The following is a 24,755-nucleotide window of genomic DNA, read 5'->3' as shown; positions in this document are numbered from 1 at the left end:
CCATGAGCCTGCACATCAAGCTGCACCTGGACTACCAGGACTTCGACCTGGATCTGGACCTGCAGTTGCCAGGCCGCGGGGTCACCGCGCTGTACGGGCACTCCGGATCCGGCAAGACCACCTGCCTGCGCTGCATCGCCGGCCTGGAAAAGGCCGGGCGCGGCCGCATCCAGATCAACGACGAGGTCTGGCAGGACAGCCGGCAACGGCTGTTCGTCCCGCCGCACAAGCGTTCCCTGGGTTATGTGTTCCAGGAGGCCAGCCTGTTTGCCCATCTGTCGGTCCAGGCCAACCTGGAGTTCGGCCTGCGCCGCATTCCCAAGGCGCAGCGCCGGGTGGACATGGCCCAAGCCACCGCACTGCTGGGTATCGGCCACTTGCTGCAGCGCCATCCGCAGCACCTTTCGGGCGGCGAACGCCAGCGCATCGGCATCGCCCGGGCCTTGCTCAGCAGTCCGCGCCTGCTGCTGATGGACGAGCCCCTGGCGGCCCTGGACTCCAGACGCAAGGGCGAAATCCTGCCTTACCTGGAGCGCCTGCACGACGAACTGGATATCCCGGTGCTCTATGTCAGTCATTCCCAGGACGAAGTGGCACGCCTGGCGGACCACATCGTGCTGTTCAGCGATGGCCGCGCCCTGGCCAGCGGCCCCATCGGCCAGACCCTGGCGCGCCTGGATCTGCCCCTGGCCCTGGGTGACGATGCCGGCGTGGTGGTCGAGGGCCGGGTCAGCCACTACGACCCGAGCTACCAATTGCTGACCCTGCAACTGCCCGACAGCCGATTGCAGGTCCGCGTGGCCCACGGTCCGCTGGCCCTGGGCAAGGCCCTGCGCTTCAAGGTCCAGGCCCGAGACGTCAGCCTGAGCCTGCAGGCCAGCGAACGCAGCAGCATCCTCAACCGCCTGCCGGTGACCGTGTGCGAAGAAATCCCGGCGGACAACGCCGCCCACGTCCTGGTGCGCCTGGACGCGGCGGGCACCCCGCTGCTGGCGCGCATCACCCGTTACTCCCGGGATCAGCTCGACCTGCACCCCGGCCAGCAGCTCTGGGCCCAGATCAAGGCGGTGGCGGTTCTGGCTTGAGTCCATCACCGCCCTTGCCAGGGCCCTGGGTCCGGCGTTAGGCTGCGCGCCTTCCTTGCCGTCCCAGGACGATTGCCGACGTGAACAACTAAGCCTTCCAAAATGTATCCGCGACGAGCCCTTCAACCGCGCTCGTTGGTCTGTTGCCACATTTTCCGGAGGTGCTGATGACTCACGTCAAACGGCTGCCTGCGCTGGTTTCACTGAACCGCCTGACCTATCAATTCGCCAATGGCGACACCCTGTTCGATGCCCTGAACCTGAGTTTCGATGGCCTGCCCACGGCCATCGTCGGGCGCAATGGCGCGGGCAAATCCCTGCTGCTGCGCCTGATTGCCGGGGAACTGCAACCCTCTTCGGGCAGCATCCAGCGCACTGCCCGTCTTGCCTACGTGCCCCAGGACCCACAGCCGGCACCGCAGCAGACGGTGGCCCAGGTCACCGGGCTGGCCGAAGCCCTGCACGCCCTGCAACGCCTGGCGGCCGGCACCGCGACCGCGGAGGATTGGCAACAGGTCGATGGCCGCTGGGACCTGGCCGAGCGGCTGCGTCAGGCCCTGGATCAGGCCGGCCTAGCCTGGCTGCAACCCGAGGACCCGGCGGCCACCCTGAGCGGCGGGCAACTGGCCCGGGTGGCGCTGATCGGCGCTCTGCTTGGCGACGCGCCATTGCTGCTGCTCGATGAGCCGAGCAACCATCTGGACCGGGCCGGTCGCTGCTGGCTGATGGAGCAGCTGCGGCGCTGGCGCGGCGGGCTGATCCTGGTCAGCCATGACCGCCAGTTGCTGATGCAGGTGCAGCGCATCGTCGAGCTTGGCCCTATGGGCGCTCGGGTCTACGGCGGCAATTACGCTCTGTTCCAGGCCCAGCGCCAGGCCCTTGAAGGTGCAGCCCAGGCAACCCTGGAACAGGCCCGCAGCCAACGCAGCCGCGAACTCAAGCGCCTGCAGCGCGAGCATGACAGCATCCAGCGCCACGCCGCGGTTTCACGCAAGCAGGCCAAGACCGCCAACGTCTCCAGCATGGAACGGGCCAGCCTGCTCGGCGGCGCCAGGGACATCATGGGCCAGGTGCGGCACCAGCATCAGGAACACAAAAGCGCCCTCGATCAACAGGTTCGCGATGCCTACGCTCGGGTCGCCCCGGAGCAACCGACCCTGCTCACCCTGCCAGAGACTCGCCTGGCGCCCGGCCAGGCGCTGTTCAACCTGCAGCGGGCGCAACTGCCCTGGCTGGACAGCGGCTCGCCGGCGACCTATCTCACCGGCAACCTCAGCGGTCCGGCGCGGATTGCCCTGGTGGGCCCCAACGGTTGCGGCAAATCCACTTTGCTGAAGATGCTGGCCGGGCACCTGCAACCGCTCAGTGGCCACTGCCGGGTGGCGGTGGCCAGCGCCTACCTGGATCAGCACCTGCTGCAATTGGCCGCCGGGCGCTCGCTGCTGGAGCAGCTGCATGGCGGTGCCTCAACCCTGGAGGAAAGCACCCTGCGCACCCGGCTGGCGCGCCTGCAACTCGACGCCCGTCGGGTCCAGCAACCCTGCGCCTTGCTCAGCGGCGGCGAACGCCTGAAGGCCGCCCTGGCACTGGCGTTGTGGGCCGGTAGTCCGGCGCAGCTGTTGCTGCTCGACGAACCCACCAACCACCTGGACCTGGAATCGGTACAAGCCTTCGAACAAGCGCTGCGGGACTTTCCCGGCGCGCTGCTGGTGGCTTCCCACGATGAGGCCTTTCTCCAGGCCCTGGCACCGACCCATGAGTGGCAATGGTCAGCCCGCGGCTGGCAGCTGCGCGAGTGCCGGCCGTGAAGCAACACGGCCCGCAAGCGCGGTCCTCCCTCGGCCCGGGCGCCGGCCTGCGGGCGCTTACCGCAGCTGTCGGGGTTGACGCCGGATTCCACTTGGTAGCGTGCGGGGTGTCACTTGAGCCTGACTGCAGTCCCGGTGGCAAACACCACCACCATGCCGCCGCGCCCCGAAGGCATGCTGATCTCGAAATCCAGGCCGACCACTGCGTCGGCATCGAGCTTGCGGGCGCGCTCCTTGATTTCATCGGTGGCCTGGATCCGCGCCTCTCTCAGGGCCCGTTCCAGCGTCTGGGAACGGCCACCGAAAAAGTCGCGCATCCCGGCGAACAGGTCGCGGACCACGTTGATGCCCTGCACCGATTCGGCGCTGACGATATCCAGATAACCGGCAATTTCCCGGCCCTCGATATGGGCGGTGGTGGTGACGATCATGCACTTCTCCCTTGAGCGAACAGCCCGTCCCGAGATCACGGAACGGCAAAGCCGGCGATGGTAGCAGAGCGCAGAGACTCGCTGCCGGCCATGTGCCGTTGACCGCCCGGCACAAAAAGCCCCGCTCTTTGGCGGGGCCTGGGCTTAGGGTTTCAAGGGACGTTCTTCATCCAGCTCGGAGAGGCTCTTGCCGTCGTCCGGATGCTTCCAGGTCTGCGGTGGCGGCTCGCGGTGTTCGACTTCGTGCTGCTGCGCGTCATCGCTGCGTTCATGCTCGCAAGGGCGTTGCTCTGGTGTTGTCATGCCCACCTCTCTTCCTGAAGGGATGTTTCACTGCCCTGATCAGGTTAGAACAGATCCGGCGACCGCCCGGTTTCGTCGACGGGACGACCACCGGTCAAGATGAAACTTCCTTCACCCAAGGGCCGATCGCGTCTGTGTATAGTCCCTTCGCTCATTCAAGCAACTACGTTCGCCCGCCCTCTCCCGCGGGCTTTTTTTTGCCTGCAGGCAGCGCCGGCCGGGGCTCACTGCGGGTCGATCTCCTGGCAGTCCTTGAGCAGTGTCTCTTCCTCGGCAGTGTGGTCGGCCTCAAGGAACGACAAGACGCCCTGCTTGCCCTTGGTATGCCAGCGAAAGCTGTTCTGCTCGTCATCGGCGATATACAACGCCCCGGAACCCGAACGGGCAATGTGCATGGGAATCAATTGGTCCTTGTAGTGGAGCGTGGCGAACGAGCTGCCATTGTCGATATTCAGATAGGCCGCCTCGATGCGGACATTGCCCTCGCACTGATAGCGCGCCACCTGGCTCTGATAGCTCGGCTCAGGGGCGGGTGACTGAGCCTGGGCAGCCTCGGCCAGAAGCGGCAGGCCCGAAGCCAAAGCCACGGCGCAGAGCATTGCAAGACGAGTTTTCAAGGTAGTTCCCCCGGATGGTCAAAGATGCCCCATGGGACTGGTGACAGCGATTTTAGTTCATGCCCGAAAGGCTTCGCCCCGGGCTGCCGAGCGTTCCAGCACAGCGCTGGCCCAGGTGCTGGACGGACGCTCGCTCCCCCGGATTCGGACGCCCCGCCCCACCCGGCACGCAGCGCGCTACTGCCAATCTTTTTTCTCAGACTGACACCGGGGGCTCGACCCGATCGCGGGGCATCAGGGTCAGGTAGTCCTCAAGAGAATCCGAGGACAGCGGCTTGATCATGATGCGCACCCGGTGCCGCAGCCGGCCTAGCTCGATGCCGTCCCGGGTACGAGCCTCAACATAGCCGCAGGCTCTCCAGAAGCCCTCGGCCCGGACGTTATCGAACACCACGCTCAGGCGCAGCCAGCGCGCGCCCAGACCGACCGCCCAGTCTTCAAGCTCGCAATGCAACTGCCGGGCAATGCCCCGGCCCTGCAGCGAACCGGCCAGCATGAACAGGCCAATGTGCCAAACCCCGGGCGCCAGCAGATCACTGACGATACTGACCATGGCCACCAGCGCACCTGTCCCGTCGAAGTAACCGATCTTCCACTTGCGAGTGAAGGACCAGCCCTCTGGCAAGCAGTCATCGATTTCATCGCGGGCTTCGTCCGGCTGCGGCGCACAGCCGTGAACAATGTGGAAGTAGTCCGGATTCTCAACGAAGAACGCCTGCAACCGCTCGACATCCAACAGGCTGATCTCCCTGACCAGCAGTCCAGTGGATGAATGAGGCAATGGTCCTTGTTGCATGGGGTAACGCTCCGAAAGGGCCACCAGACCCGTGCATGAAGGGGCGATCCTAGCGCTCCCTGCGCAACCGGCGACATGGTCAATTTGTTGAAAAAATGTATAGCGCACGGTGCCTGGCCAAGACTCGGGCAGGCCCCAGGACTTATCATGGGCGCCCCACCCAGCAACGGATTGCAAGCATGTCCTCACCTCTGTCTTCGCCGGGCTACCAGCGCCTGTTGGCCCTGCAGCAACGCATCCATGACTTCACCCGGGACCAGGCAATCGAGCGCGACGACAACCCCGAGGACCTGACGGGGCCACTGTGGGTCCGCGACTACAACTACCTGGCCCTGGCGCCGATACGCGGCGGCCTGCATCTGGAGTTTCATGGCGAGCTGTGGGAAGAGCCCTTTGCCTGGACCCTGGAATGCCTCGCCGACCAGGCCGTGGCCGACACCCTCAGTTCCCTGGCCTTTTCCGGCCCGGACCAAGGGGCGAATGGCACCCGCGAATGGGAGTTCACGCCCTTGTTGGACAGCGACGTGAGCTTTCCCATCCTCAGGTCGCTAGCGATTCGCCCCAGTGAGCCCCAGGACCACAATGTCTCGCTGATCCAGAAAGCCGGCATGCTGATGGAGGAAGCAGGAGAAATCGCCCGCTTTGTCGCCAAAGCGCCGCACCTCAGCGAGTTGACCCTGCCCAACGCCCCCGATTCGAGCTTCTTTCAGGTCCAACTGCCGCACCTTGGCCACTTGCGCATTGGCGGCCATTGGGACACCCAGCATTTCATTGCCAACCTGGCCGGCTCGGACAATCTGCCGGGGCTGAGCAACCTGGACTTCACCGAATCCACCGAGCTGCAGAACAACTGGGCAGATCAGCGCACGGACCAGTCCGTCACTTCTTTCGCCCACTATGAAAAACTATTCGCCAGTGCTGCCTGCGACCCTTTGAGGGTGCTGCGCCTGCGCAATACCTGCCTAAGCCTGGAACAGCTCGAGAGCCTGCAACGGCTGCGCCCTGCCTTGCAGTTCATGGTGATCCAAGCCACTGGCGGCGGCTACGTAACGAATTTTGCCCGGCCCGTATTTCCCTGGCGGCATCTGGTGCAGCCGGATCCGGGACAACGCTGAAACCGCCCTGGAACGGCAAGCGACAAATGGGCGCTCAGTTGATCCAGCAGCGCGTGCGCTCGTGCTCTTGCGCCATCAAGAGCGTGGTAGCCTTCGCGCTGATTCTCAAGCGCCGTGGAAGACCGATCGAATGACCAAGAAACAGCCGGCAGAGAGCAACACAGTGACTGCTGCGGATATCGAACGCTCCATACAGGCCCTCAACAAGATGGCCGAGCGCCTGTGGGGAGATGGCCGGGAAGCGGAAGCCCAGGCCCTGATCAATGCCCTGGACGGGTTAAACCGGGCACTGGATCGGATCAGGATTGGAGAGAGCCGCAGGATTGTCACGCTGCATTGAGGCGTGATGGGCGCCACTGTCCTGATCAACCTTGGGCGGCCAGCGGTGTCGCTGCCCCTGCAACATCACCGACTTCTGGCGATGACCTCGCTCATGTACTGGTTCAAGTCGCGAAAATCCTTAACGCTCCAAGGGTGCGGCGCGATCTTTACACCGTTCTCGCGCAAGGTTCTGGGGATCAAGTCGCCATTGGGGCGCAGGATCACTGAAGAGACAATCACCCCCGGATAATCACCGAGGCGTTTCTTGAACGCGGTGGTGGTCAGGTCCGGTGTCGGCGGGTTGCTTTTATGCGCCAACGGCCCCGTGCCCTTGATGTCCGCGCCGTGACACACGGCGCATCGCTGCAGGTAGAGATTCTTACCATTGGCGTTCTCCGCTACCGACAGCGGGGCTTGCATGAGCGACCACAACCCGAGTGAGGCGATACCCAGTATTTTCAGATTCATTTCCATATGGCCTTGTTGAATAAAGCAGCGCTGTATCGAGGGCAAACGGCGGCGCTCCGGGCACATCAAATCAACTCATGGATTTCACCGAGCTAGGGCTGGTGCCGCCGATTGAAAGTCGGCCATTCTCTTTCGACACAACCTGGCTTGCAACGATCTTCCAGGGCAATTCGTGAACGACCCCGGATCTATGCGTACCACGCTGACCTCGCCCAAAGACCGTTGTCAGCCGGCACTGCTTCATGCGACCAGGCCCCGAGCCTCTGCCCATCTCGTCAGACCCTGGCGTTCGCCTCGACCAGACTCATGTGCGTGGCGCTGCGACCTGCAAGCCAAGCGAGCAGCGAAGCGGCGACCAGCACCACCGCGCTTAGCTCGAACGTGGCTTGATAGCCGCGCAGATCAAAGGCCAGCCCACCGATGATCGCCCCGCCGGCGATAGCCAGTTGCACGATGGCCACCAGCAAGCCGCCTCCGGCTTCGGCATCATCGGGCAGGGTTTGCGCAAGCCAGGTCCACCAGCCAACGGGAGCGGCCGTGGCGACCAGTCCCCATGCCCCGAGCAGTACGGCGGTCAGCAGCGGCGAGCTACCGAAGTTCACCAGGGCCAGCGCTATGACCGCCATGCTCAGAGGTATGAGCGTCAGCGTGCGGTAAAGACCATTGCCCATGAATCTCTCGATCACGCAGGTGCCGATGAAACCGGCCACTCCCAGCCCCAGCAGCATGAAGGACAGGGTGGAAACGCTGACGCCGGTGACCACCTCGAGAAATGGACGCAGGTAAGTGAACAGCATGAACTGCCCCATGAAGAACACGCTGACGGCGAGCATTCCCAGGGCGACCGGCAACTGCTTCATCAGCCGCAAGGGATTGCCGCTCGCGGCCCGGCGCTCGATCTTGAAGGACGGAAGGCTGATCAGCAGCCACAGGGCGGCGAGCGTCGCGACAGGCACCACACAGAAGAATGCGCCACGCCAGCCTATCAGCGAGCCCAGGAAGCTGCCCGCCGGGGCGGCAATGACCGTGGCCAGGGCGTTGCCCCCGTTGACCATGGCCAGCGCCCGGGAAACCTGATCAGGCCGCACCAGGCGCATGGCGGTGGCCGCCGACAGTGACCAGAAACCGCCAATGGCGATACCGATCAAGGCACGCCCGAACATGAACCAGAGGTAGCCCGGCGCAAGCGCGACCAGCGTGCCCGACACCATCATCAGCAAAGTCAGGCACAGCAGCAGCGTCTTGCGCTCGACCCGAGCGGCAATCGCCGCAATCACCAGGCTGGTGACCAAGGCAAAGGCCCCGGACACGGAAATGCCCTGCCCGGCCTGGCCTTCACTGATGTGCAGGTCGGTCGCGATGGGGGTCAGCAGGCTGACGGGCATGAACTCTGAAGCGACCAGGGCGAATGCGGCCAAGGACATGGCCAGCACTGCGCTCCAGCCGGTTTTTTCTGTGGAACGAAAGGTCATTGACTCTACCTGTGCAACTAAAAGCGGGTGGGCGTTGCGGGCAAAAACGCTGGCGGCCGAGGTCGATCCCGGCCCGGCAGCGTCGTCTTTCACTGCGCCAGCGTCGCGTTGTCGATCACGAAACGGTATTTGACGTCGCCCCGGAGCATCCGCTCGTAGGCCTGATCGATGTGCTGCACGGCTATCAGCTCGATGTCCGAAACGATGCCGTGCTCGGCGCAGAAATCGAGCATCTCCTGAGTTTGCGCAATGCCGCCGATCATCGATCCGGCCAGGGTGCGGCGCTTCATGATCAGGTTGAACACGTTGGGCGCCGGGTGCGGCGAGGCCGGCGCGCCCACCAGGGTCATCACGCCATCGCGCTTGAGCAGCACCAGCAGGGCATCCAGGTCGTGGGGCGCGGCAACGGTGTTGATGATCAGGTCGAAGCTTTGCAGGTGCGCGGCCATTTGCCCGGCATCGCTTGAGATCACCACGTCATCGGCGCCGAGGCTTGTGGCCGCCTCGCGCTTGGATTCGGACGTGGTGAAAGCCACCACCTGCGCGCCCAAGGCATGTGCCAGCTTGATGCCCATGTGGCCCAGGCCGCCGATGCCCACCACGCCGACTTTCTTCCCGGGCCCAGCCTGCCAGTGACGCAGCGGCGACCAGGTGGTGATGCCGGCGCACAGCAGCGGCGCAACGGCCGCCAACTGCGCCTCGGGGTGACGAATACGCAGCACATAGCGCTGATGCACGACGATCGCCTGGGAGTAGCCACCAAGTGTCCAGCCCGGCGCATCGGGCGTGGCAAAGTTGTAGGTGCCAATCATCCCGTCGCAATAGTTCTCAAGGCCTTCGGCGCACTCCTGGCAATGCTTGCAGCTGTCGACAATGCAGCCCACCCCCACCCGGTCACCCGGGGCGAAGCCGGTGACCTTGTGACCTACCGCGGCGACCCGGCCGACGATCTCGTGGCCGGGCACGCAAGGAAAGTGGGTCCCCGCCCACTCGCCGCGCACCTGGTGCAGGTCGGAGTGGCAGATGCCGCAATAGGCAATCTCGATCAGCACATCGTCCGGGCCGGGATCGCGACGGGTGATGCGCAGCGGTTCAAGCGGTTTGTCGCCCGCATGGGCGCCATAAGCGAAGACTTGCATAGAGGCTCTCCTTTGACAGGTCGACATATTTTTCCCGGTCGATCCGCCCCTGCCCTAGTGCATTACGCTTGAATGCTTGCCTAATCCTATGAGGTTGCAGGCAGCTGGATAGGAAACCTCTGATGAGCGGATTAGAGTTCGCTCAACAGGAGCCAGCCGACATGATCCAGACCGCCCCGCGCCACGAATCGCCCCTGGCGTTGAACATCGACCCGCGGGTGAATGCGCCCGGAGACTTCGCCACCGCCATCCCCGGCCTGTCGCTGTTTCGTCGCGACCAACCGGCGCCCCCTGCCGTGTGCATGATCGAGCCGAGCCTGGTGCTGGTGGGACGTGGGGAAAAGCGTTTGTGGGTCGGTGGCGAGGGCTACCGCTACGACCCATCGCGATTTCTGCTCACCTCACTGGACCTGCCGGCCAACTCCGAAGTGCTTTTAGCCAGCCCCCGGCAACCCTGCGTCGGGCTGGTGCTGAAGCTGGATGTCAGCCTGCTCGCCGAGCTCATCACCCAGGGTGGTTTGCCGGCAAACCGCCCGCCCGCCAAGGCGGCTGGTGTGGGCATTGGCCTGATGTCGCCGCCCCTGGAGGGTGCCCTCGATCGCCTGCTGGCCTTGCTCGATGAACCCGAGGCGATCCCGGTGCTGGCGCCGCTGATTCTGCGGGAGATCCACTATCGGCTGCTCAATACCGATCAGGGATCACGACTGCGGCAGATCACCGCCGTCGATGGCCAGGGCTACCGCATTGGCAAAGCCATCGACTGGCTCAAGGTCAACTACACCACGGCGCTACGCATCGAAGAGCTGGCGGCGCGGGTACAGATGAGCGCCCCGACCTTTCACCATCATTTCCGTCAGCTCACCGGCATGAGTCCGCTGCGTTACCAGAAGTGGCTGCGGCTGAACGAGGCCCGTCGGCTAATGTTGATGGAGCGCCTGGACGTTTCGCGAGCGGCGTTCGCCGTCGGCTATGAAAGTCCCTCGCAGTTCAGCCGCGAATATGGCCGCCTGTTCGGCACCGCGCCCAGTCGTGACATCGGGCTGCTGCGAGGCCAGCCCGTCGCGGCACAAGCGCTCGACAACGCGGCACATTGAGCCAAGCACCGGTTTTACCGCTGATGCGCCTCGCTGCGTGTCAGCCCCGACAACAATGCCCTTCAACCGATGATCAAGCGGGTGAGCCATGGAACTGAAAATCAACCAGAAGACCTATCAGGTCGATGCCGACGCCGATACGCCCTTGCTCTGGGTGATCCGCGATGATCTGGGCATGACCGGCACCAAGTACGGTTGCGGGCTGGCGCAGTGCGGCGCCTGCTCCGTGCTGGTGGACGGCAATGTGGTGCGTTCGTGCGTGACGCCAGTGGCCGGAGTGGTCGGCCGGGAGGTCACCACCATCGAAGCCATCGAAGCCGATGCCGTGGGCAAGCGGGTGGTCGCCACCTGGGTCGACCTGCAGGTCGCCCAGTGCGGCTACTGCCAGTCCGGACAGGTGATGGCGGCCACGGCGCTGCTCAAGCAGAACCCCGAGCCGAGCGACGCGCAGATCCGCGCGGCGATGGTCAATCTGTGCCGTTGCGGTACCTACAACGCCATTCATGCCGCCCTGCATGAGCTGGCCGGCAAGAGGAACCTGTCATGAAGCCTGCAATCGATCCTTCCCTCGACGCCTCGGCGCTGGCCCTGAACGATCCGGTCAATCTGTCGCGCCGGCGCTTTTTGACCGGCACCGCCGTCGGCGCGCTGGTGCTAGGGTTCGGCCTGCCGCTGGGTTCGCCACGGGTGCAAGCGGCGACGACTGCCGCGCGTGGCACCCAGGTCCCGGCGTTTCTGGAAATCCGCCCGGATAACCGCGTGCGCCTGCTGTGCCCGTTCATGGAAGGCGGCCAGGGCACCTTCACCGCGATGGCCCAGATCGTCGGTGAGGAACTGGACGCCGACCCGGCGACCTTCCTGGTGGAGGCCGCGCCACCCGGCGAGGCCTATGTGGTCATGGACAACGGCCTGCGCATCACCGGCGGCAGCATGTCGGTGCGCATGAGTTACCCGGTCATGCGCCGCCTCGGTGCCCTGGCCCGCGCCATGCTGCTGCAGGCGGGGGCATTGCAGCTGGGGGTGGCGGTGAGCGAGTTGAGCACCGAGCCTGGCAAAGTGCTGCATGCCGCGTCGGGCCGCGCGCTGACCTACGGTGAACTGGCCGAGCGGGCGATGGATCTGCCGGTTCCCGATCCGGCCTCCGTGCCACTGCGCGACCCGAGCCGGTTCCGCTGGATCGGCAAGCCGGTCAAGCGCGTCGATGCCTACGACAAGTCCACGGGCAAGGCGCTTTACAGCATCGATCTGCAGGTCGACGGCATGCTGCATGCTGCCGTTCAACATGCCCCCCGCCTGGGCATGACCGTGGGCGGCCTGCGCAACGAAGATCAAGTCAAGGCGATGAAAGGCGTGCACTCGGTGCATCGCCTGCCAGGCGCCGTGGCGGTGGTCGCCGAACGCTGGTGGCACGCCAAACGAGCGGTGGAGGCGATTCAGGTCGACTGGCTGGAGCCATCGGCCGACAGCAAGGTGCGGCCGATGCCCAAGGACTTTTCCAGCGACGGCTGGATCCAGCGCCTTGCCCATGAAAAGGGCCCGGCCAGGGACGACGAAAACCAGGGCGACGTGGCATCGATTCTGGCCGGCGCCAAGACCCGGATCGACGCTGCCTACCACAACCAATACCTGAACCACGGGCAGCTGGAACCGCCATCGGCGCTGGCCAGATTCAACCCCGACGGCTCGCTGGAGGTCTGGCTGCCGAACCAGGCGCCGGACATGTTCCTGGCGGACATCGCCAAGCGCACTGGGCTGGATCCATCGCGCATCACCTTGCATTCGCCATTGCTGGGGGGATTCTTCGGGCGGCATTTCCTCTACGACTCAGCCAATCCCTATCCCCAGGCGATCGAGTTGTCCAAGGCGGTTGGCCGCCCGGTAAAACTGATCTGGAGCCGGGAGGAAGAGTTCCTGCGTGACGTGCTGCGTCCGGTGGCCGCGGTGAATTTCCGCGCCGCCCTGGATAACGACGGCTGGCCCCTGGCAATCGAAGCGATCAGTGCCACCGAGGGGCCGACCGAGGCCCTCGCCGGCCGCCAGGGTGAAAAGCTCGACCCCACGGCGCTGGAAGGCTTGTCGGGCAAGTCCTACGCGATTCCCCACAAGCGTATCGCGCAGATCTACGTCAAGGGCCCGGCCATGTTGGGCTACTGGCGTTCGGTGGGTAATTCCCTCAACGACTTCTTCTACGAATCCTTCCTTGACGAGCTGGCCGACAAGGGTGGCAAGGACCCGTTCGAACTGCGCCTGCACTTGCTGCGGGACAACCAGCGCCTGACCACCCTGCTGCAGGCGGTGGGTGAACTGTCGGGAGGCTGGAAGCGCGGGCCCTTTACCGCCGAAGACGGCACCCGACGGGCGCGAGGCGTGGCCATGGCGTCGCCGTTCGGCACCCAGACTGCGGTGATTGCCGAAGTCTCCATCGAAAACGGGCAGGTCAAGGTGCACGACATCTGGCAGGCGATCGACCCCGGCAGCATCGTCAATCCGGCAATTGTCGAGGCTCAAGTCAACGGCGCCGTGGCGCTGGGGTTGTCGCAGACCCTGGTGGAGGAATCGGTGTGGGTCGATGGCAAGCCTCGGGCTCGCAACTACGACTTGTATCCGATCCTGCCGCCTGCGCGGATGGCGCGGGTGCACGTGCGAGTCGTCGAGAGCGGAGAAAAAATGGGCGGTATCGGTGAACCGCCGTTGCCCGCGGTCGCACCGGCCGTCGCGAACGCGGTGGCGGCGCTGACCGGACAGCGGGTCCGCAGCCTGCCCATGAGCCGACACACCTTCACCTGATGAGCGCCGGAGCGTCCATGAATAACCACCGATTCGCAAGAACCGCTGGCTGGCTGACAGCGTCATGCCTGGTCGTCGCCGGCCTGCTGGCCTGGTACGTCACTCGCGAGCCCGCCTCGGCGCTTGCCAGCCACCCGATCAAGGCGGCCGAGATCGACCCGGCGCTGGTCGCCCGCGGCGAATACGTCGCCAGGCTCAGCGATTGCGTGGCGTGCCACAGCGTGCCGGGCGGCGCGCCGTTCGCCGGGGGCCTGGAAATGGCCACACCGCTGGGCGCGATCCATGCGACCAATATCACGCCGGACACCGAAAGCGGCATCGGCCACTACAGCCTGGCGGACTTCGACCGGGCGCTGCGCCATGGCGTGGCTCCCGGCGCCCGCCGTTTGTACCCGGCGATGCCCTATCCGTCCTACGCCAAGCTCAGTGACGACGACGTGCGGGCGCTGTACGCGTTCTTCATGAAAGGCGTGGCGCCGGTCAGGCAGGCGAACATCCCCAGCGCCATTCCCTGGCCGCTGAACCTGCGCTGGCCGATTGCCCTGTGGAACGCTGTGTTTGTCGACGCCGAGCCCTACGCGGCCAAACCGACGCAGGATGATCTGTGGAACCGCGGCGCTTACCTGGTTCAGGGCCCCGGACACTGCGGCAGCTGCCATACGCCCCGCGGCCTGGCGTTCAACGAGAAGGCGCTGGATGAGTCCGCAGCGCCGTTCCTCGCCGGCGCCTTGCTCGATGGCTGGTATGCGCCAAGCCTGCGTGCCGACCACAACACCGGCCTGGGCCGCTGGAGCGAAGCGCAGATCGTGCAGTTCCTCAAGACCGGCCGCAACGAGCACGCTGTGGTCTATGGCTCGATGACCGAAGCGTTCAACAACTCCACCCAGTTCATGACCGACCAGGACCTGATGGCCATTGCCCGTTACCTCAAGTCGCTGCCTGGGGATGGCCAGCGAGACGGCACGCCCTGGCAGTATCAAGCGCTGTCGAGCGCGACGGCGCTGGACGCGCCTGGCGCCCACACCTACATGACGCACTGCGCCTCGTGCCACGGCCCGGACGGCAAGGGGCAAGGCGAATGGATACCGCCGCTGGCGGGGGCTACCTCTGCCCTGGCCAGGGAAAGTGCCTCGGCGATCAACATCTCCCTGAACGGCTCGCAGCGTGTCGTGGCCGCGGGAGTGCCGGACGCCTATCGCATGCCGGCCTTGCGCGAACAGTTGTCGGATCAGCAGATCGCCGAGGTCCTGACCTTCGTGCGCGGCGCCTGGGGCAATCACGGCAGCGCCGTCCAGGCCCAGGCAGTGAGCCAGTTGCGTCAGCACACCGATCCGGCCAGCAGCAGCCCGATCATCCTGCACATGCGCTAGAGGAGAGGCGAATGGAAAGCATTGACTTGCAAGTCCTGCGCACCGCACGGGACTGGCGCGCCGCCGCCGAACCGGTGCTGCTGGTCACGGTGGCACGCACCTGGGGCTCTTCACCGCGCCCGGTGGGGTCGATGATGGCCTTGCGTGGGGATGGGCGGGTGGTCGGCAGCGTGTCCGGCGGCTGCATCGAGGACGACTTGATCCATCGCTATAGCACCGCCCATGGCGGCGCCGGGCTCAAGGATGGCGTGCCTGAGGTGGTGCAGTATGGCGTCAGCGCCGACGACGCCCATCGCTTCGGCTTGCCCTGCGGCGGCACCCTGCAGCTGGTTCTCGAATTCAACCCGTCGGGGCCAGCGCTGGATGAACTGCTCGCTGCGCTCGACAGCGGACGCCTGATACGCCGGGGCCTGACTCTGGCCAGCAATGAGGTGACGCTGACCGCCACTGCGACACCCGAGCAGTTCAGTTTCGATGGCCGGCAGATGTTCAATACCCTGGGGCCGGCGTATCGGCTGCTGATGATCGGCGCCGGCGCGCTGGCCGAGTATCTGGCCACCATGGCCTTGTTCAACGGCTTCAGGGTCGCGGTTTGCGACCCTCGTCCGGAATACATCGAAACCTGGGCGGTACAGGGCGTGGAGCGCATCATCGGCATGCCCGATGACGTGGTCCGCGACTTTGCCGTCGACCTCCGAACCTGCATCGTCGCCTTGAGCCATGACCCCAAACTCGATGATCTGGCCCTCCTCGAAGCCCTCCACAGCCCGGCGTTCTACATCGGCGCCATCGGCTCGCGGCGCAACAGCCAACTGCGCCGCGAACGCCTGATCGAGCATTTTGCTGAAACCCCAGCCTCACTCGAGCGCCTGCACGGACCCATCGGCCTCTACATTGGCAGCAAGACACCTGCGGAAATCGCCGTCAGCGTGATAGCCGAGATCCTTGCCGCCAAGAACGGCGTCAGTTTGCCGGGCGCCTTCAGCGTCGCCCAGGCCAAACACGCCATTGAATCTGTAGCCTGTTCGTCCTAGCCCCCGCGCCCCGCGACAACGTCGGCCCCCGGCCGGCTATTACCAACAAACCGACTCGCGCGACGCTCCCGCGATCAAGGTTCAGGCGCGCATGCCGGTGGACAAGGCGCGCGCCAGCTTCACCCTTCAAGGCGGGCAATTGCTGCTGGCCCCGCGCATGCACCTGAAGCCCCCTGGCTACAAGTACCAGCATTCGAAGTGCCGGGCGGTCGATCCGCAGAAGATCGAGTGTCCGCTCGACAACCTGACCATCTACACCTGGCCGGCGCCCATGAGCTTTACCCAGAATCTCATTGAGCAGCGCAGCCTGAGCGAGAAGCACCGGCAACTGCTGTCCAGGCTCCACAACCCATGCAGATCACGCCGCTGGGCAGGCAAGGCATGGAGGATCCCGTCTGGGGCGTACCGTTGTCGTTATCCAGGTAGTGATTCGCGGAGTGGGATTTGATGCACGCTTAAGTTGAACGCAGCACTTAGCCAGAGAATGGCGATGCCCATCTATCACCAAACAGAACCATGGGAAGCCCTGCCAGCATCGCCATCGTGCCGCCGAGCTTGAAGAGTGTAACCAGCCTTTCAATGGTCGCCATCAGCCCAATCCGCATACGCCTTGACGTCCGATATCGAACTATCGCCAGTAGCCGCCTCTAGCCGATTGCTACCCGTTGCAAATGCCAATCAACTTAGACACGCCTCGTGGATGATGTGCACTAGCAGGCTCATCAGCTTGTACTGAAGCGCAAAGCTCACCATCGAATGCTCAAAAATCTCGAGCAAGAACCTGAACAGGCAATGACTCATTTGAGCCAAAGTCATGCCCAAGGGCATCTAAGGTTGCAGTAATGAGCTTTTCCTGCACAATCACTCGCATTGAAATTCGCTTCGAGAACGACTGATGTCCCTGACTCCCCAAGACGAACGACTCATCAAGGCGCTGGCCCTGGCCATCGTTGATCGCCCTAGGGCGACGCTCAAGGAACTGGCTGAGGCGGCTGGCGTGAGCAAGGCTACGCTGCATCGCTTTTGCGGTACCCGTGACAACCTGGTGCTGATTATGAAAAGCCACGGTGAGACGGTGCTGAGCCAGATCACCAGCACGACTGATCTGATGCACGACGACCCTGCGCAGGCGTTGCGTAGTTTGGTCAATGAGCATCTGGCGCATCGTGAAATGTTGGTTTTCCTGCTCTTTCAGTATCGCCCTGACACGTTCACGGACTCCGATGAAGGCAAACGTTGGCAGTTCTATCTCGACGCCCTCGATGCATTCTTTCTGCGCGGCCAGCAACTGGGCGCGTTCCGTATCGATATCACTGCTGCGGTCTTCACCGAGCTGTTCCTGACCATGATCTTCGCCATGGTCGATGCCGAACGCCGTGGGCGTGCCGCCAGTGCCAACTCGGCCAATATCGTGGAACAGATGTTTCTGCATGGCGCTGCCAATCCAGCCGGTCCTCGGTAATCTTCATCGTGCAAAAAAGCCCCGTGGCCTCTCGGCTGACGGGGCTGAATGGCTGGACACGCCAACCAAAGGAGCTGCCGTCAGCGCTGTTCCGGTGAAGCTCTTGGCTTTCAGTCAGCTGGCGACTACGTAACGCTTTTCAAACTCTACTGGTGACAGCTGATTGTTGAAACCATGACGGCGTTTTGCGTTGTAGAACATCTCTGCCTCCTTGTCGCGACATGAACAAAGTTCATGAACATCCTCATCCAACACAACTCTAAGGATCTGTCCATTTACTTCATTTTTTGCGGAGAGAATTTGATTGCCTTCCATAAACTGCATAACATTTGAAAAAGTATTTTAATAAGGTGCTTTAAATACTTCAGCAGCAACTTTACCCACCTGAATCGTCAATTAAAAACAACCATAAAAACTCCACCCCAATTCGAGGTAATAATCTTTATTATTCAGATAGGTATTGAACACTTTGCTACTCCACAAAAGCTTTGCCAGTTATTACTTCAACATCAACACGCTCACTTTTTGTATCTTTTACTATGAACGCCTGACTGATGTGCGCATCTGATCGACTTATCTTTCAGGTAGAGGTCACCAGGCTGTTGCACGCGAACGCATGTGCCACTGCCCTCTACTTTCTTCATTACTTTGCTGGCTGAAGTGGTGTCGTCGGACACCAGCTTGCATTCATAACTCATTGCAAAAATAAATCCGTCCCAATTATTGGAACCAAGCATGCATTGACTTCATACGTTGAGAAACCTCAAAAATTCTGCAAGTACTGAGGCATCTGAACGCTCCAAAGCTTTCCTGATTTCGTCACAACCGCCTTTTGCAGACATCACCTTGCCCTTCAAGATTTTCCCTTCAGGAGTACATATATCCAGACTTACAACAAAACTTCCGCCCTCTACTTGCTCACCTTCAAAAACAAGCTCAACTTCCTCGGGAAAAACCGTAATATATACAAAGAATTTGCCACCCGCATAATCGTAATGACCACAGTTTCTACTTAATACACTGTCCTGTTCTCTCGACGCCAGTCCATAAACCCTGTCTAAAAAGCCCTGAAGAAGATCAACGCATTTTAGTTTTTCAGTCATTACTTCCCCCCTTTGCGGCTTATTGATTTCAACACACCGTCAGTCAGGGCGTGATTGGATTCTGCTCCACGGGTATTTGCCCATGCTTTCAGTTTTGAATCATCAATCCGGTTGCTCCATCAGATTGATCGGCGCATGCCGTACAGCCTGTGCAACAGTGACAAAAGTGCCCCGTGCAAAGACCTAATGCACCGTGCGTCCCGGCTCGCCATCGCCCTGCGCCAGACTGCTTTCCCACGCAAGATTGTCGCCATCCCAACCGTAAAGCGTAAAACCGCAGCCCAGTTCGCGCTGTTTGCGGGCGTGTTCGTTTCTGTTCCAGAGGGAAGCGGCTTCCGGGCGCGGTTTGTAGTGCGCGCGGTTTTTTTTGTGCAGGCGGCGTCCCAGTGCGTCGTAAGCGAAGTCCACGCTCAGGCGCGGATCTTCGAAATGGACAAGTCGATCAAACAGCTCCCAACGCATATCGCTACGCTGACCGTTGTGCCAGCGCTGGATCTGATTACCGCGTTCGTCGTAGTCGTAGTGGGTGCCGGCGTATTCGCGCAGCAGGTTGTCGACCAGCTTGCTGCGCGGTGGCGTCAGATCCAGTGGACGACGGATTTCGGCAGCCTTGTCATCCAGCAGGTTACCGGCCGGGTCGAAGGCGAACGTTTCAGCGCCTTGACGCGTCACGGCGCTGAGCAGTCGGCCGACGGAATCGTAGCGATAGGCGAGCGAGCCGCGACGACTGTCGTTGATGTCGGTCAGTTGACAGAACAGTACATCCGTATGCGAAAGGGCATGAAGGTCACCCCCACGAGGTAACTAACGGTCACGAATTGCGGAAAAGATTTTTTGATTGCGGAAAAAAGAACAAAGGGCTTGCATGAGGTATGTCATGCAAGCCCTTGATATTCATGGTGCCCGAAGCCGGAATCGAACCGGCACGCCCTTACGAGCGGGGGATTTTAAGTCCCATGCGTCTACCAGTTTCGCCATTCGGGCGGTAGCGCGATCACGCGACACTGGAGCCATGAATGGGCATCAGCCCGGCCAGTGCTTGAAGCAGGGAGTGGAATATATACATCCAGCCCAGGTGAAGCAAGAACGAAACCTGCAAAAAAACCGTCTTCTGCGCTCACTGAATCCAGTGAAAAAACACGCTAAATCAGGGATCTACAGCATCCGTTCACTTGCCAGCGAGGATGCCGTCTTGCAGTTCGGTACCTGCCTCGGCGGCGCCAAGACTAACATGGCAGAATTAGCTAACCAACTGATTTTTAACGACTTATCTTCAAGCGCCAGACACACTTGAAGCCCGCGTCGCTGTGTTGTTGAAAGCGCGGGACGGATCTGGGCAATCAGGTATCAGGCCTCGGCGGAAAAATTCAGCGATAACTTGAGTTTGAGCGCTTCGTCCTTGGCTGCGGCCTGCTCGTGCTCCAGCTGCGTCGAAAATGCTTGCTTTACGACTGATGTATCGCGGACTTCGGAGCCCTTGATTTGCGCAACGCCACGATTGAGTTCCAGCACTTTGGACAGTTGGGCGTAGGTGTAATTGCCAGGACGAGTATTGCCGATGTTCATGAGAGTCATCCTTGATATCGAATCAATCCACTGGTGCCTGCGATGGCTAACAAATGAGGGGAGGAACTAAGACCTGCGCACCGATCAAACACGCCGATTGCCGATGGAGTTCGCCCAGTACACATGACCTCGCCATCCATGAACCGGTAAAGAGTCATAGATACCGGGCGAACGGCATAACGCTAAGCGTTCGCAATAACATGTTCAACTGTCAGCAATCACTGACGGCATGAATTCAGCCGGCATGATGGGTAAAAGCACCGGCAAAGGCCCTGCGCCCGGCCCGCAGTTCGGTGCGCAACTCGCCGATCAGATTGGAAATGTCTCGCACGCTGGTGAGTTCGGCGGTGGAAACCCCGGGCAGCAACAGCTCCACTCGTCCCGTTTCGGCATCGTAGATCTTGATGGTCAGGGCACCATTGGCAGCCAGGCTGCAGGTGCAGGAAAGCGGGAGAAAGCCGGACTCCAGTATGTGGCAAAGCTCGCTGGTGGAGAGCATGGCTGTCTCGCCTGTGTGAGATTGAGTGGATTTTTCCCGATGAGGATAGGCCAGCATCTGAGCTTGTGTGTCGAAAAATACACAAGAAACGATAACTGCCTCACAGTTCCTCGACGCTGTTGCCACCTGCAACCGAGTTCTCGATCAGCGCTGGATTTGCACGAAGATTTTCTAGGTTTTCGGCCCTCCACTGTGTAAGTTTCAGCCCATGAGCCTGAATCTTTGGCAACTGCGCACCGCGATTATTACCACCTGCATCAGCCAGGTGGGCTAGCGGCTATCCAAACCGTAACCAACCCGCCTCGAAGGCGGGTTCATGACCGCTCTTCTGAGGCAAGCCCCACAGGAGACACAACATGAACCCGTCGTCCCCCGCAACGCTGCACCTGTTATGCGGCAAGATCGCCTCGGGCAAATCCACCTTGGCCAGTCATCTGGCACAGGCTTGCGGCAGCGTATTGATCAGTGAAGACCAGTGGCTGGCGCAGCTGTATCCAGGCCAGATCCACTCGCTCGCGGATTATCTGCAGCATGCCCAGCGCCTGAAAGACGTGCTGGAGCCGCTGGTGATCGCCATGCTCCAGGCAGGAACCGGTGTCGTACTGGATTTTCCGGCCAATACCCTCGCCCAGCGCAGTGGGTTGCGGGCCCTGGCGGATCGGGCCGGCGTCGCTCATCGGCTGCATTTTCTGGATGTGGACGAAGACATCTGCCGCACCCGGCTGCGTGAGCGCAATGACCGGGGCGACCACCCCTTCAGCACCAGCGAGGAGCAGTTCGCGTTGATCTGCAGTTACTTCGTGCCTCCGCGGGCGGATGAAGGACTGCATATCGTCGTTCACCCGGTTGCCTGATGCTCGACCAACGGGCTCCGCAAGGAGTCCGACTGTCAGTCCGGCAAAGAAAGATATGCCGTGGCGATGGGCGGCGAAATCAAATTTCAGGCAAAAAAAAGCCCAAGTAGCTGATGGACACTTGGGACTAAAAATGCATAAACCGTGGTAGGTGAACGCAGGGCTATAGTAACGGAACAGTACATTCTGTAACAAGATATTTTTAGAAAAAAAACGCAAATATAATCACCTAAGTCATTAAATATCCACACTTTTTTTGAGTCTATGGCTTTTTGAAGAGCGGTTTTCCAATGGTTTTTCCTGGATTGAAGCTGCTCCGCGCAAGCGTCACCAGGCTTAAACAAAAGTGCGCTGAAAATTCACAAAATCGCAACAGACAGACGTGCCTGCCCATCATAAATTGCCGGCACCGTTCTCTATGGTGTGTGCTGGTATGAATGACTTTCTCGACGCCCTGCCCCTGATGCTCTGCCTGACCACCTTTGCCTGGTGCTGCTGGGGCTGAAAGACCTCAATCCCATCGATCGCGCCCACCGCATTGCCCCTCCCCCGCCTTTCGCCTTCACGCCGGCTCGCTTTCCTGGTTGACGCTGAACAGTGTCTGTCCGAGCGCGTGCGCCTGCTCCAGAGCCGGGATCACCTCGCCGCCCTCAGAATCAAACAGCAATTGCGAACTCAGCACTCGGGCTCCGCAGTAGTCAAAGATGCCGTGATCGATCTGGGTCTGCATCGCCTGGCGATAGCCATGCCGTTCATAGGTACCGGCATCGGCTCCAGCCACACCCAACAGATGCACCTGTAACTGCCCGAGTTTTTTCACCAGCTTGGCGTCAGCTCGAAAGTCGAAGGCCCAGCCATTGGCGAAAACCCGGTCGATCCAACCCTTGAGCAACGCCGGCATGGACCACCAGTACACCGGGTAGACCAGCACCAGGGCGTCGGCTCGGTCGATACGCGCCTGTTCGGCGAGCACATCCGCGGGAGGCGGCACCTGAGTGCGATGCACCGCGATATCGGCGGCGGCGAAACGCGGGTCAAATCCTTCAGCCCACAGATCGGCGATCTCGCTGGAATGTTCGCAAGAACGTCCCAGCCCCTCGGCAATCTGCCGCGCGAGACTGTGGGTCAGGGACTTGGGGTCGTGATGAGCGACAACGATGAGAGCGTGCATGACGAGTACTCCAAAGGACGGATTGCGCAGGATTAACCGGAATCTATATACTTTTAGTAAGTTAAGTCATTAAGTTACCTTTGGTATATAATCATGTCAAGCCGTCAGAAACCCGCCCCTGCTTCCGTACCGCGACGCCGCCTGTCCCGGGAACAGCGCCTGCAACAGTTGATCGCCGTGGCCTGGCAGATTGTCCGCGAGCATGGCACCGAAGCCCTGACTTTGGGCCACCTGGCGGAGCAGGCCGAGGTCACCAAACCGGTGGTCTACGACCATTTCGCCACCCGGGCAGTACTCCTGGCGACGCTCTATGAGGATTTCGACCAGCGCCAGACCGTACTGATGGATCGGGCCCTGGAAGCCTGCGAACCGACTCTGGCCGCCCGCTCCACGGTCATTGCCAGCTCTTATGTGGAATGCGTGCTGCTGCAGGGCCGGGAGATCCCGGGAGTCATCGCGGCCCTGGCCAGCTCACCGGAGCTGGAAACCATCAAGCGCGACTACCAACGGCTATTCCTGGAAAAATGCCGCGCCAACCTGGAGCCCTTCGCCGCTGGTGCAATGCTGACCACGGCCGGCTTACGGGCAATGCTCGGTGCCGCCGAAGCGCTCTCTCACGCGGCGGCGCTGGGTGAAATCAGCCCCGAACAAGCCCAGGAAGAACTGCGCGCCACCATCGTGGCCATGGTTGAAAGAGCGCGCAGCCAAGCCACCACTGCGAACTAACACTGGTATCCGGACATTGACGACCGTGCCCAGGCATCGAGCCTGCAAGGAAGAAGCAATGCTACTGACCCGCTTGGAACCTCTGGATGAATTGCTCCAGCGCCATCGCCCGGCGCTGGGCAAGGACTTCCTCGGCTATCGCAACCACGTCTACCGAGTCATCAACTTCTGCAATCTGCTGATCGACGCCAACGCCGAGCAACTGGAAAAACTGGCCATCGCCGGCGCCTTCCATGACTTGGGGATCTGGACCGCCAGGACCTTTGACTACCTGCCTCCCTCGCTACAGCTGGCCGAGGCCCATCTGGATGAGATCGCCAGGCCCGAATGGAAAAGCGAAGTGCTGGCGATGATCGAACTGCACCACAAAGTCGGTGCTGCCACGGCTCATCCCGGCAGCCTGGTGGAGAGTTTCCGGCGTGCCGACTGGATCGATGTATCCCTGGGGCTGATCAGTTTCGGCATCCCGCGGGACGTACGGCGACAGATCTTCTCGGCTTTTCCTGACGCGGGCTTTCATCTGCGGCTGGTTCAATTGTCCGCCAAGCAGTGCCTGACCCGGCCCTGGAAGCCCCTGCCCATGCTGCGCTGGTGAATCACCGGCGATCCGCACCCGGCCGCCAGCAAGGCGTAAACTGCTGCCAACCCTGGCACTCCCGGCGGCCCGACCAGCAGGCCGCCCCCACCACCGAGAACAGCATGTCGCCCCACTCCCCTGCTCCCACGCCCATGAGCCCCTCGACAGCAGACGGTCAAACGCCTGCGCCTCCCCGGGACCCCCGGGCAGTGGACGCCGATGCAGCCCAGGTGCTCTCGGTATTCGACTTTGCCGGCCCCCCCACCCGCCATGACAGCTTCGTGCCCTTCCTGCGGTTTGCCTTCGGCAAGCAGCGCTTCAACCGGAAAATCCTCAGGCTGGCCTTGCCCAGCCTGGAGTATCTGGCTCGGCGGATGGACCGCGACCAGCTCAAGGCACAATTGATCCGCACCTTTCTGACTGGTGTCGAAGCGACATGGGTGCAACAACAGGCTGAAGCCTTCTGCCGGCGGTCCTGGAGCCGGCTGATGCGTCCAAACGGTCTGCAGGCAGTGGCCGACGAACTGCGCTCCGGTGCACGGGTAACCTTGTGCTCGGCCTCGCCGGCCCTGGTCCTGCAACCTTTCGCCACGCGCCTGGGAGTCCAATTGATCGGCACCGAACTGGAGGTGGTCGACGGCGTACTGACCGGACATATCGCGGGTCACAATTGCCGCTGCCAGAACAAGGTACTGCGCCTGGAAAGCGTCTACGGCCCATTGAGCCAGTACCGTGTCCGGGCCTGGGGCGATACCCGGGGCGACCATGAGCTGCTGGCAGCGGCCCAGGACCCTCACTGGCGACACTTCCACCCAAGCTGGCGCCGCGGGCAAGCTCCTCGCTGACGCCCTCGGCACCCGACCAACGGCCGGTCGCCCGCACAAGGATTCGCTATACCCAAGAGCAGGCGCCGGGACGCTCGCCAAAGGACCCGCCGCCTGCACAAAAGCGGCTCAC

General features: G+C 62.0%; 27 protein-coding genes, 1 tRNA gene and 2 pseudogenes. 16 read left to right on the top strand and 14 right to left on the bottom strand.

Annotated elements, in window-relative coordinates:
* Positions 1–2 precede the first annotated feature (2 nt).
* Together modC and DNK59_RS07825 are read left to right on the top strand one after the other, a co-directional pair.
* Positions 3–1,085, top strand: coding sequence for a molybdenum ABC transporter ATP-binding protein (modC, locus tag DNK59_RS07830; protein WP_110722826.1), 1,083 nt, complete (start codon positions 3–5; stop codon positions 1,083–1,085).
* Between the two features lie 167 nt (positions 1,086–1,252).
* The gene (locus DNK59_RS07825; protein WP_110722825.1) at positions 1,253–2,893 is read left to right on the top strand and encodes an ATP-binding cassette domain-containing protein; all 1,641 of its coding nucleotides are present in this window, start codon (positions 1,253–1,255) and stop codon (positions 2,891–2,893) included.
* Between the two features lie 110 nt (positions 2,894–3,003).
* Here the strand turns inward: DNK59_RS07825 and DNK59_RS07820 are convergent, their stop codons facing one another.
* The 4 genes from DNK59_RS07820 to DNK59_RS07810 all read right to left on the bottom strand — a co-directional run bounded on the left by DNK59_RS07820 (position 3,004) and on the right by DNK59_RS07810 (position 5,040).
* Positions 3,004–3,324: a YbjQ family protein gene (locus tag DNK59_RS07820; protein ID WP_092314184.1), complete on the bottom strand. Its 321-nt coding sequence runs from the start codon at positions 3,322–3,324 to the stop codon at positions 3,004–3,006.
* Positions 3,325–3,468: 144 nt separating this feature from the next.
* Positions 3,469–3,627, bottom strand: a complete 159-nt coding sequence (locus DNK59_RS31905; protein WP_167365658.1) for a hypothetical protein — start codon at positions 3,625–3,627, stop codon at positions 3,469–3,471.
* Between the two features lie 224 nt (positions 3,628–3,851).
* On the bottom strand, positions 3,852–4,244 hold the full coding sequence (locus DNK59_RS07815) for an MliC family protein (protein WP_110722824.1): 393 nt from the start codon (positions 4,242–4,244) through the stop codon (positions 3,852–3,854).
* 196 nt (positions 4,245–4,440) lie between these two features.
* Positions 4,441–5,040, bottom strand: coding sequence for an N-acetyltransferase (locus DNK59_RS07810; RefSeq protein ID WP_110722823.1), 600 nt, complete (start codon positions 5,038–5,040; stop codon positions 4,441–4,443).
* Positions 5,041–5,219: 179 nt separating this feature from the next.
* Here DNK59_RS07810 and DNK59_RS07805 point away from each other — a divergent pair, with 179 nt between their 5' ends.
* Together DNK59_RS07805 and DNK59_RS07800 are read left to right on the top strand one after the other, a co-directional pair.
* On the top strand, positions 5,220–6,155 hold the full coding sequence (locus tag DNK59_RS07805) for a hypothetical protein (protein ID WP_110722822.1): 936 nt from the start codon (positions 5,220–5,222) through the stop codon (positions 6,153–6,155).
* Positions 6,156–6,285: 130 nt separating this feature from the next.
* Entirely contained in the window at positions 6,286–6,495 is a 210-nt protein-coding gene (locus DNK59_RS07800) for a hypothetical protein (protein ID WP_016967305.1), read from the top strand.
* Positions 6,496–6,560: 65 nt separating this feature from the next.
* On the opposite strand, the gene DNK59_RS07795 is transcribed toward DNK59_RS07800, so the two are convergent.
* The 3 genes from DNK59_RS07795 to DNK59_RS07785 all read right to left on the bottom strand — a co-directional run bounded on the left by DNK59_RS07795 (position 6,561) and on the right by DNK59_RS07785 (position 9,555).
* Positions 6,561–6,944, bottom strand: coding sequence for a cytochrome c (locus tag DNK59_RS07795; protein ID WP_110722980.1), 384 nt, complete (start codon positions 6,942–6,944; stop codon positions 6,561–6,563).
* Positions 6,945–7,219: 275 nt separating this feature from the next.
* The gene (locus tag DNK59_RS07790; protein ID WP_092314173.1) at positions 7,220–8,416 is read right to left on the bottom strand and encodes an MFS transporter; all 1,197 of its coding nucleotides are present in this window, start codon (positions 8,414–8,416) and stop codon (positions 7,220–7,222) included.
* Positions 8,417–8,505: 89 nt separating this feature from the next.
* Positions 8,506–9,555, bottom strand: coding sequence for an NAD(P)-dependent alcohol dehydrogenase (locus DNK59_RS07785; RefSeq protein ID WP_110722821.1), 1,050 nt, complete (start codon positions 9,553–9,555; stop codon positions 8,506–8,508).
* A 161-nt stretch (positions 9,556–9,716) separates the two neighbouring features.
* Between DNK59_RS07785 and DNK59_RS07780 the strand changes: the two genes are divergently transcribed.
* The 7 genes and pseudogenes from DNK59_RS07780 to DNK59_RS07750 all read left to right on the top strand — a co-directional run bounded on the left by DNK59_RS07780 (position 9,717) and on the right by DNK59_RS07750 (position 17,302).
* Positions 9,717–10,649, top strand: a complete 933-nt coding sequence (locus DNK59_RS07780) for an AraC family transcriptional regulator (RefSeq protein WP_110722820.1) — start codon at positions 9,717–9,719, stop codon at positions 10,647–10,649.
* Positions 10,650–10,737: 88 nt separating this feature from the next.
* Complete coding sequence (locus DNK59_RS07775) at positions 10,738–11,196, top strand: (2Fe-2S)-binding protein (RefSeq protein WP_092314167.1); 459 nt, start codon at positions 10,738–10,740, stop codon at positions 11,194–11,196.
* Positions 11,193–13,436 (top strand): xanthine dehydrogenase family protein molybdopterin-binding subunit, encoded by a 2,244-nt coding sequence (locus DNK59_RS07770; RefSeq protein WP_110722819.1) that lies wholly within the window; start codon positions 11,193–11,195, stop codon positions 13,434–13,436. The genes DNK59_RS07775 and DNK59_RS07770 overlap by 4 nt, the downstream gene beginning before the upstream one ends.
* A 17-nt stretch (positions 13,437–13,453) precedes the next feature.
* Positions 13,454–14,806, top strand: a complete 1,353-nt coding sequence (locus tag DNK59_RS07765; protein WP_110722818.1) for a cytochrome c — start codon at positions 13,454–13,456, stop codon at positions 14,804–14,806.
* Positions 14,807–14,817: 11 nt separating this feature from the next.
* Positions 14,818–15,840, top strand: coding sequence for an XdhC family protein (locus DNK59_RS07760; RefSeq protein WP_110722817.1), 1,023 nt, complete (start codon positions 14,818–14,820; stop codon positions 15,838–15,840).
* 31 nt (positions 15,841–15,871) lie between these two features.
* A pseudogene (locus DNK59_RS07755) lies at positions 15,872–16,266 on the top strand (hypothetical protein); the annotation flags it as partial.
* A gap of 469 nt (positions 16,267–16,735) precedes the next feature.
* On the top strand, positions 16,736–17,302 hold the full coding sequence (locus DNK59_RS07750; protein WP_092314160.1) for a TetR/AcrR family transcriptional regulator: 567 nt from the start codon (positions 16,736–16,738) through the stop codon (positions 17,300–17,302).
* Positions 17,303–17,416: 114 nt separating this feature from the next.
* Here the strand turns inward: DNK59_RS07750 and DNK59_RS31900 are convergent, their stop codons facing one another.
* The 4 genes and pseudogenes from DNK59_RS31900 to DNK59_RS07725 form a co-directional block, all read right to left on the bottom strand.
* Entirely contained in the window at positions 17,417–17,617 is a 201-nt protein-coding gene (locus DNK59_RS31900) for a hypothetical protein (protein ID WP_177431211.1), read from the bottom strand.
* A 431-nt stretch (positions 17,618–18,048) separates the two neighbouring features.
* Positions 18,049–18,405: a hypothetical protein gene (locus DNK59_RS07735; protein WP_110722815.1), complete on the bottom strand. Its 357-nt coding sequence runs from the start codon at positions 18,403–18,405 to the stop codon at positions 18,049–18,051.
* Between the two features lie 105 nt (positions 18,406–18,510).
* Positions 18,511–19,155, bottom strand: a pseudogene (locus tag DNK59_RS07730) (RHS repeat protein); the annotation flags it as partial.
* Positions 19,156–19,302: 147 nt separating this feature from the next.
* Positions 19,303–19,389, bottom strand: a tRNA-Leu gene (locus DNK59_RS07725).
* A 28-nt stretch (positions 19,390–19,417) separates the two neighbouring features.
* Between DNK59_RS07725 and DNK59_RS31590 the strand changes: the two genes are divergently transcribed.
* Complete coding sequence (locus tag DNK59_RS31590) at positions 19,418–19,699, top strand: hypothetical protein (protein WP_146249890.1); 282 nt, start codon at positions 19,418–19,420, stop codon at positions 19,697–19,699.
* Between the two features lie 53 nt (positions 19,700–19,752).
* Here the strand turns inward: DNK59_RS31590 and DNK59_RS07720 are convergent, their stop codons facing one another.
* Positions 19,753–19,971 (bottom strand): hypothetical protein, encoded by a 219-nt coding sequence (locus tag DNK59_RS07720; RefSeq protein ID WP_092314153.1) that lies wholly within the window; start codon positions 19,969–19,971, stop codon positions 19,753–19,755.
* Positions 19,972–20,206: 235 nt separating this feature from the next.
* Positions 20,207–20,470: a DUF1652 domain-containing protein gene (locus DNK59_RS07715; protein WP_092314151.1), complete on the bottom strand. Its 264-nt coding sequence runs from the start codon at positions 20,468–20,470 to the stop codon at positions 20,207–20,209.
* 356 nt (positions 20,471–20,826) lie between these two features.
* On the opposite strand from DNK59_RS07715, the gene DNK59_RS07710 reads away from it, so the two are divergent.
* A complete protein-coding gene (locus tag DNK59_RS07710) occupies positions 20,827–21,324 on the top strand; it encodes an ATP-binding protein (protein WP_110722814.1) in 498 nt (165 codons plus the stop codon).
* Positions 21,325–21,886: 562 nt separating this feature from the next.
* Here DNK59_RS07710 and DNK59_RS07705 read toward each other — a convergent pair.
* Complete coding sequence (locus tag DNK59_RS07705; protein ID WP_110722813.1) at positions 21,887–22,495, bottom strand: NAD(P)H-dependent oxidoreductase; 609 nt, start codon at positions 22,493–22,495, stop codon at positions 21,887–21,889.
* A gap of 93 nt (positions 22,496–22,588) precedes the next feature.
* Here DNK59_RS07705 and DNK59_RS07700 point away from each other — a divergent pair, with 93 nt between their 5' ends.
* The 3 genes from DNK59_RS07700 (at position 22,589) to DNK59_RS07690 (ending at position 24,643) form a co-directional block, all read left to right on the top strand.
* Positions 22,589–23,221: a TetR/AcrR family transcriptional regulator gene (locus DNK59_RS07700; RefSeq protein ID WP_110722812.1), complete on the top strand. Its 633-nt coding sequence runs from the start codon at positions 22,589–22,591 to the stop codon at positions 23,219–23,221.
* A gap of 58 nt (positions 23,222–23,279) precedes the next feature.
* Complete coding sequence (locus DNK59_RS07695) at positions 23,280–23,816, top strand: HD domain-containing protein (RefSeq protein ID WP_110722811.1); 537 nt, start codon at positions 23,280–23,282, stop codon at positions 23,814–23,816.
* 191 nt (positions 23,817–24,007) lie between these two features.
* Entirely contained in the window at positions 24,008–24,643 is a 636-nt protein-coding gene (locus tag DNK59_RS07690) for an HAD-IB family phosphatase (RefSeq protein ID WP_256596311.1), read from the top strand.
* Positions 24,644–24,755 lie beyond the last annotated feature (112 nt).

The sequence above is a fragment of the Pseudomonas sp. TKO26 genome, assembly GCF_003225665.1.
GTDB lineage: Bacteria > Pseudomonadota > Gammaproteobacteria > Pseudomonadales > Pseudomonadaceae > Aquipseudomonas > Aquipseudomonas saponiphila.
The sequence above is the reverse complement of the archived record's forward strand: the minus strand, read 5'-3'. Positions and strand labels throughout refer to the sequence as shown.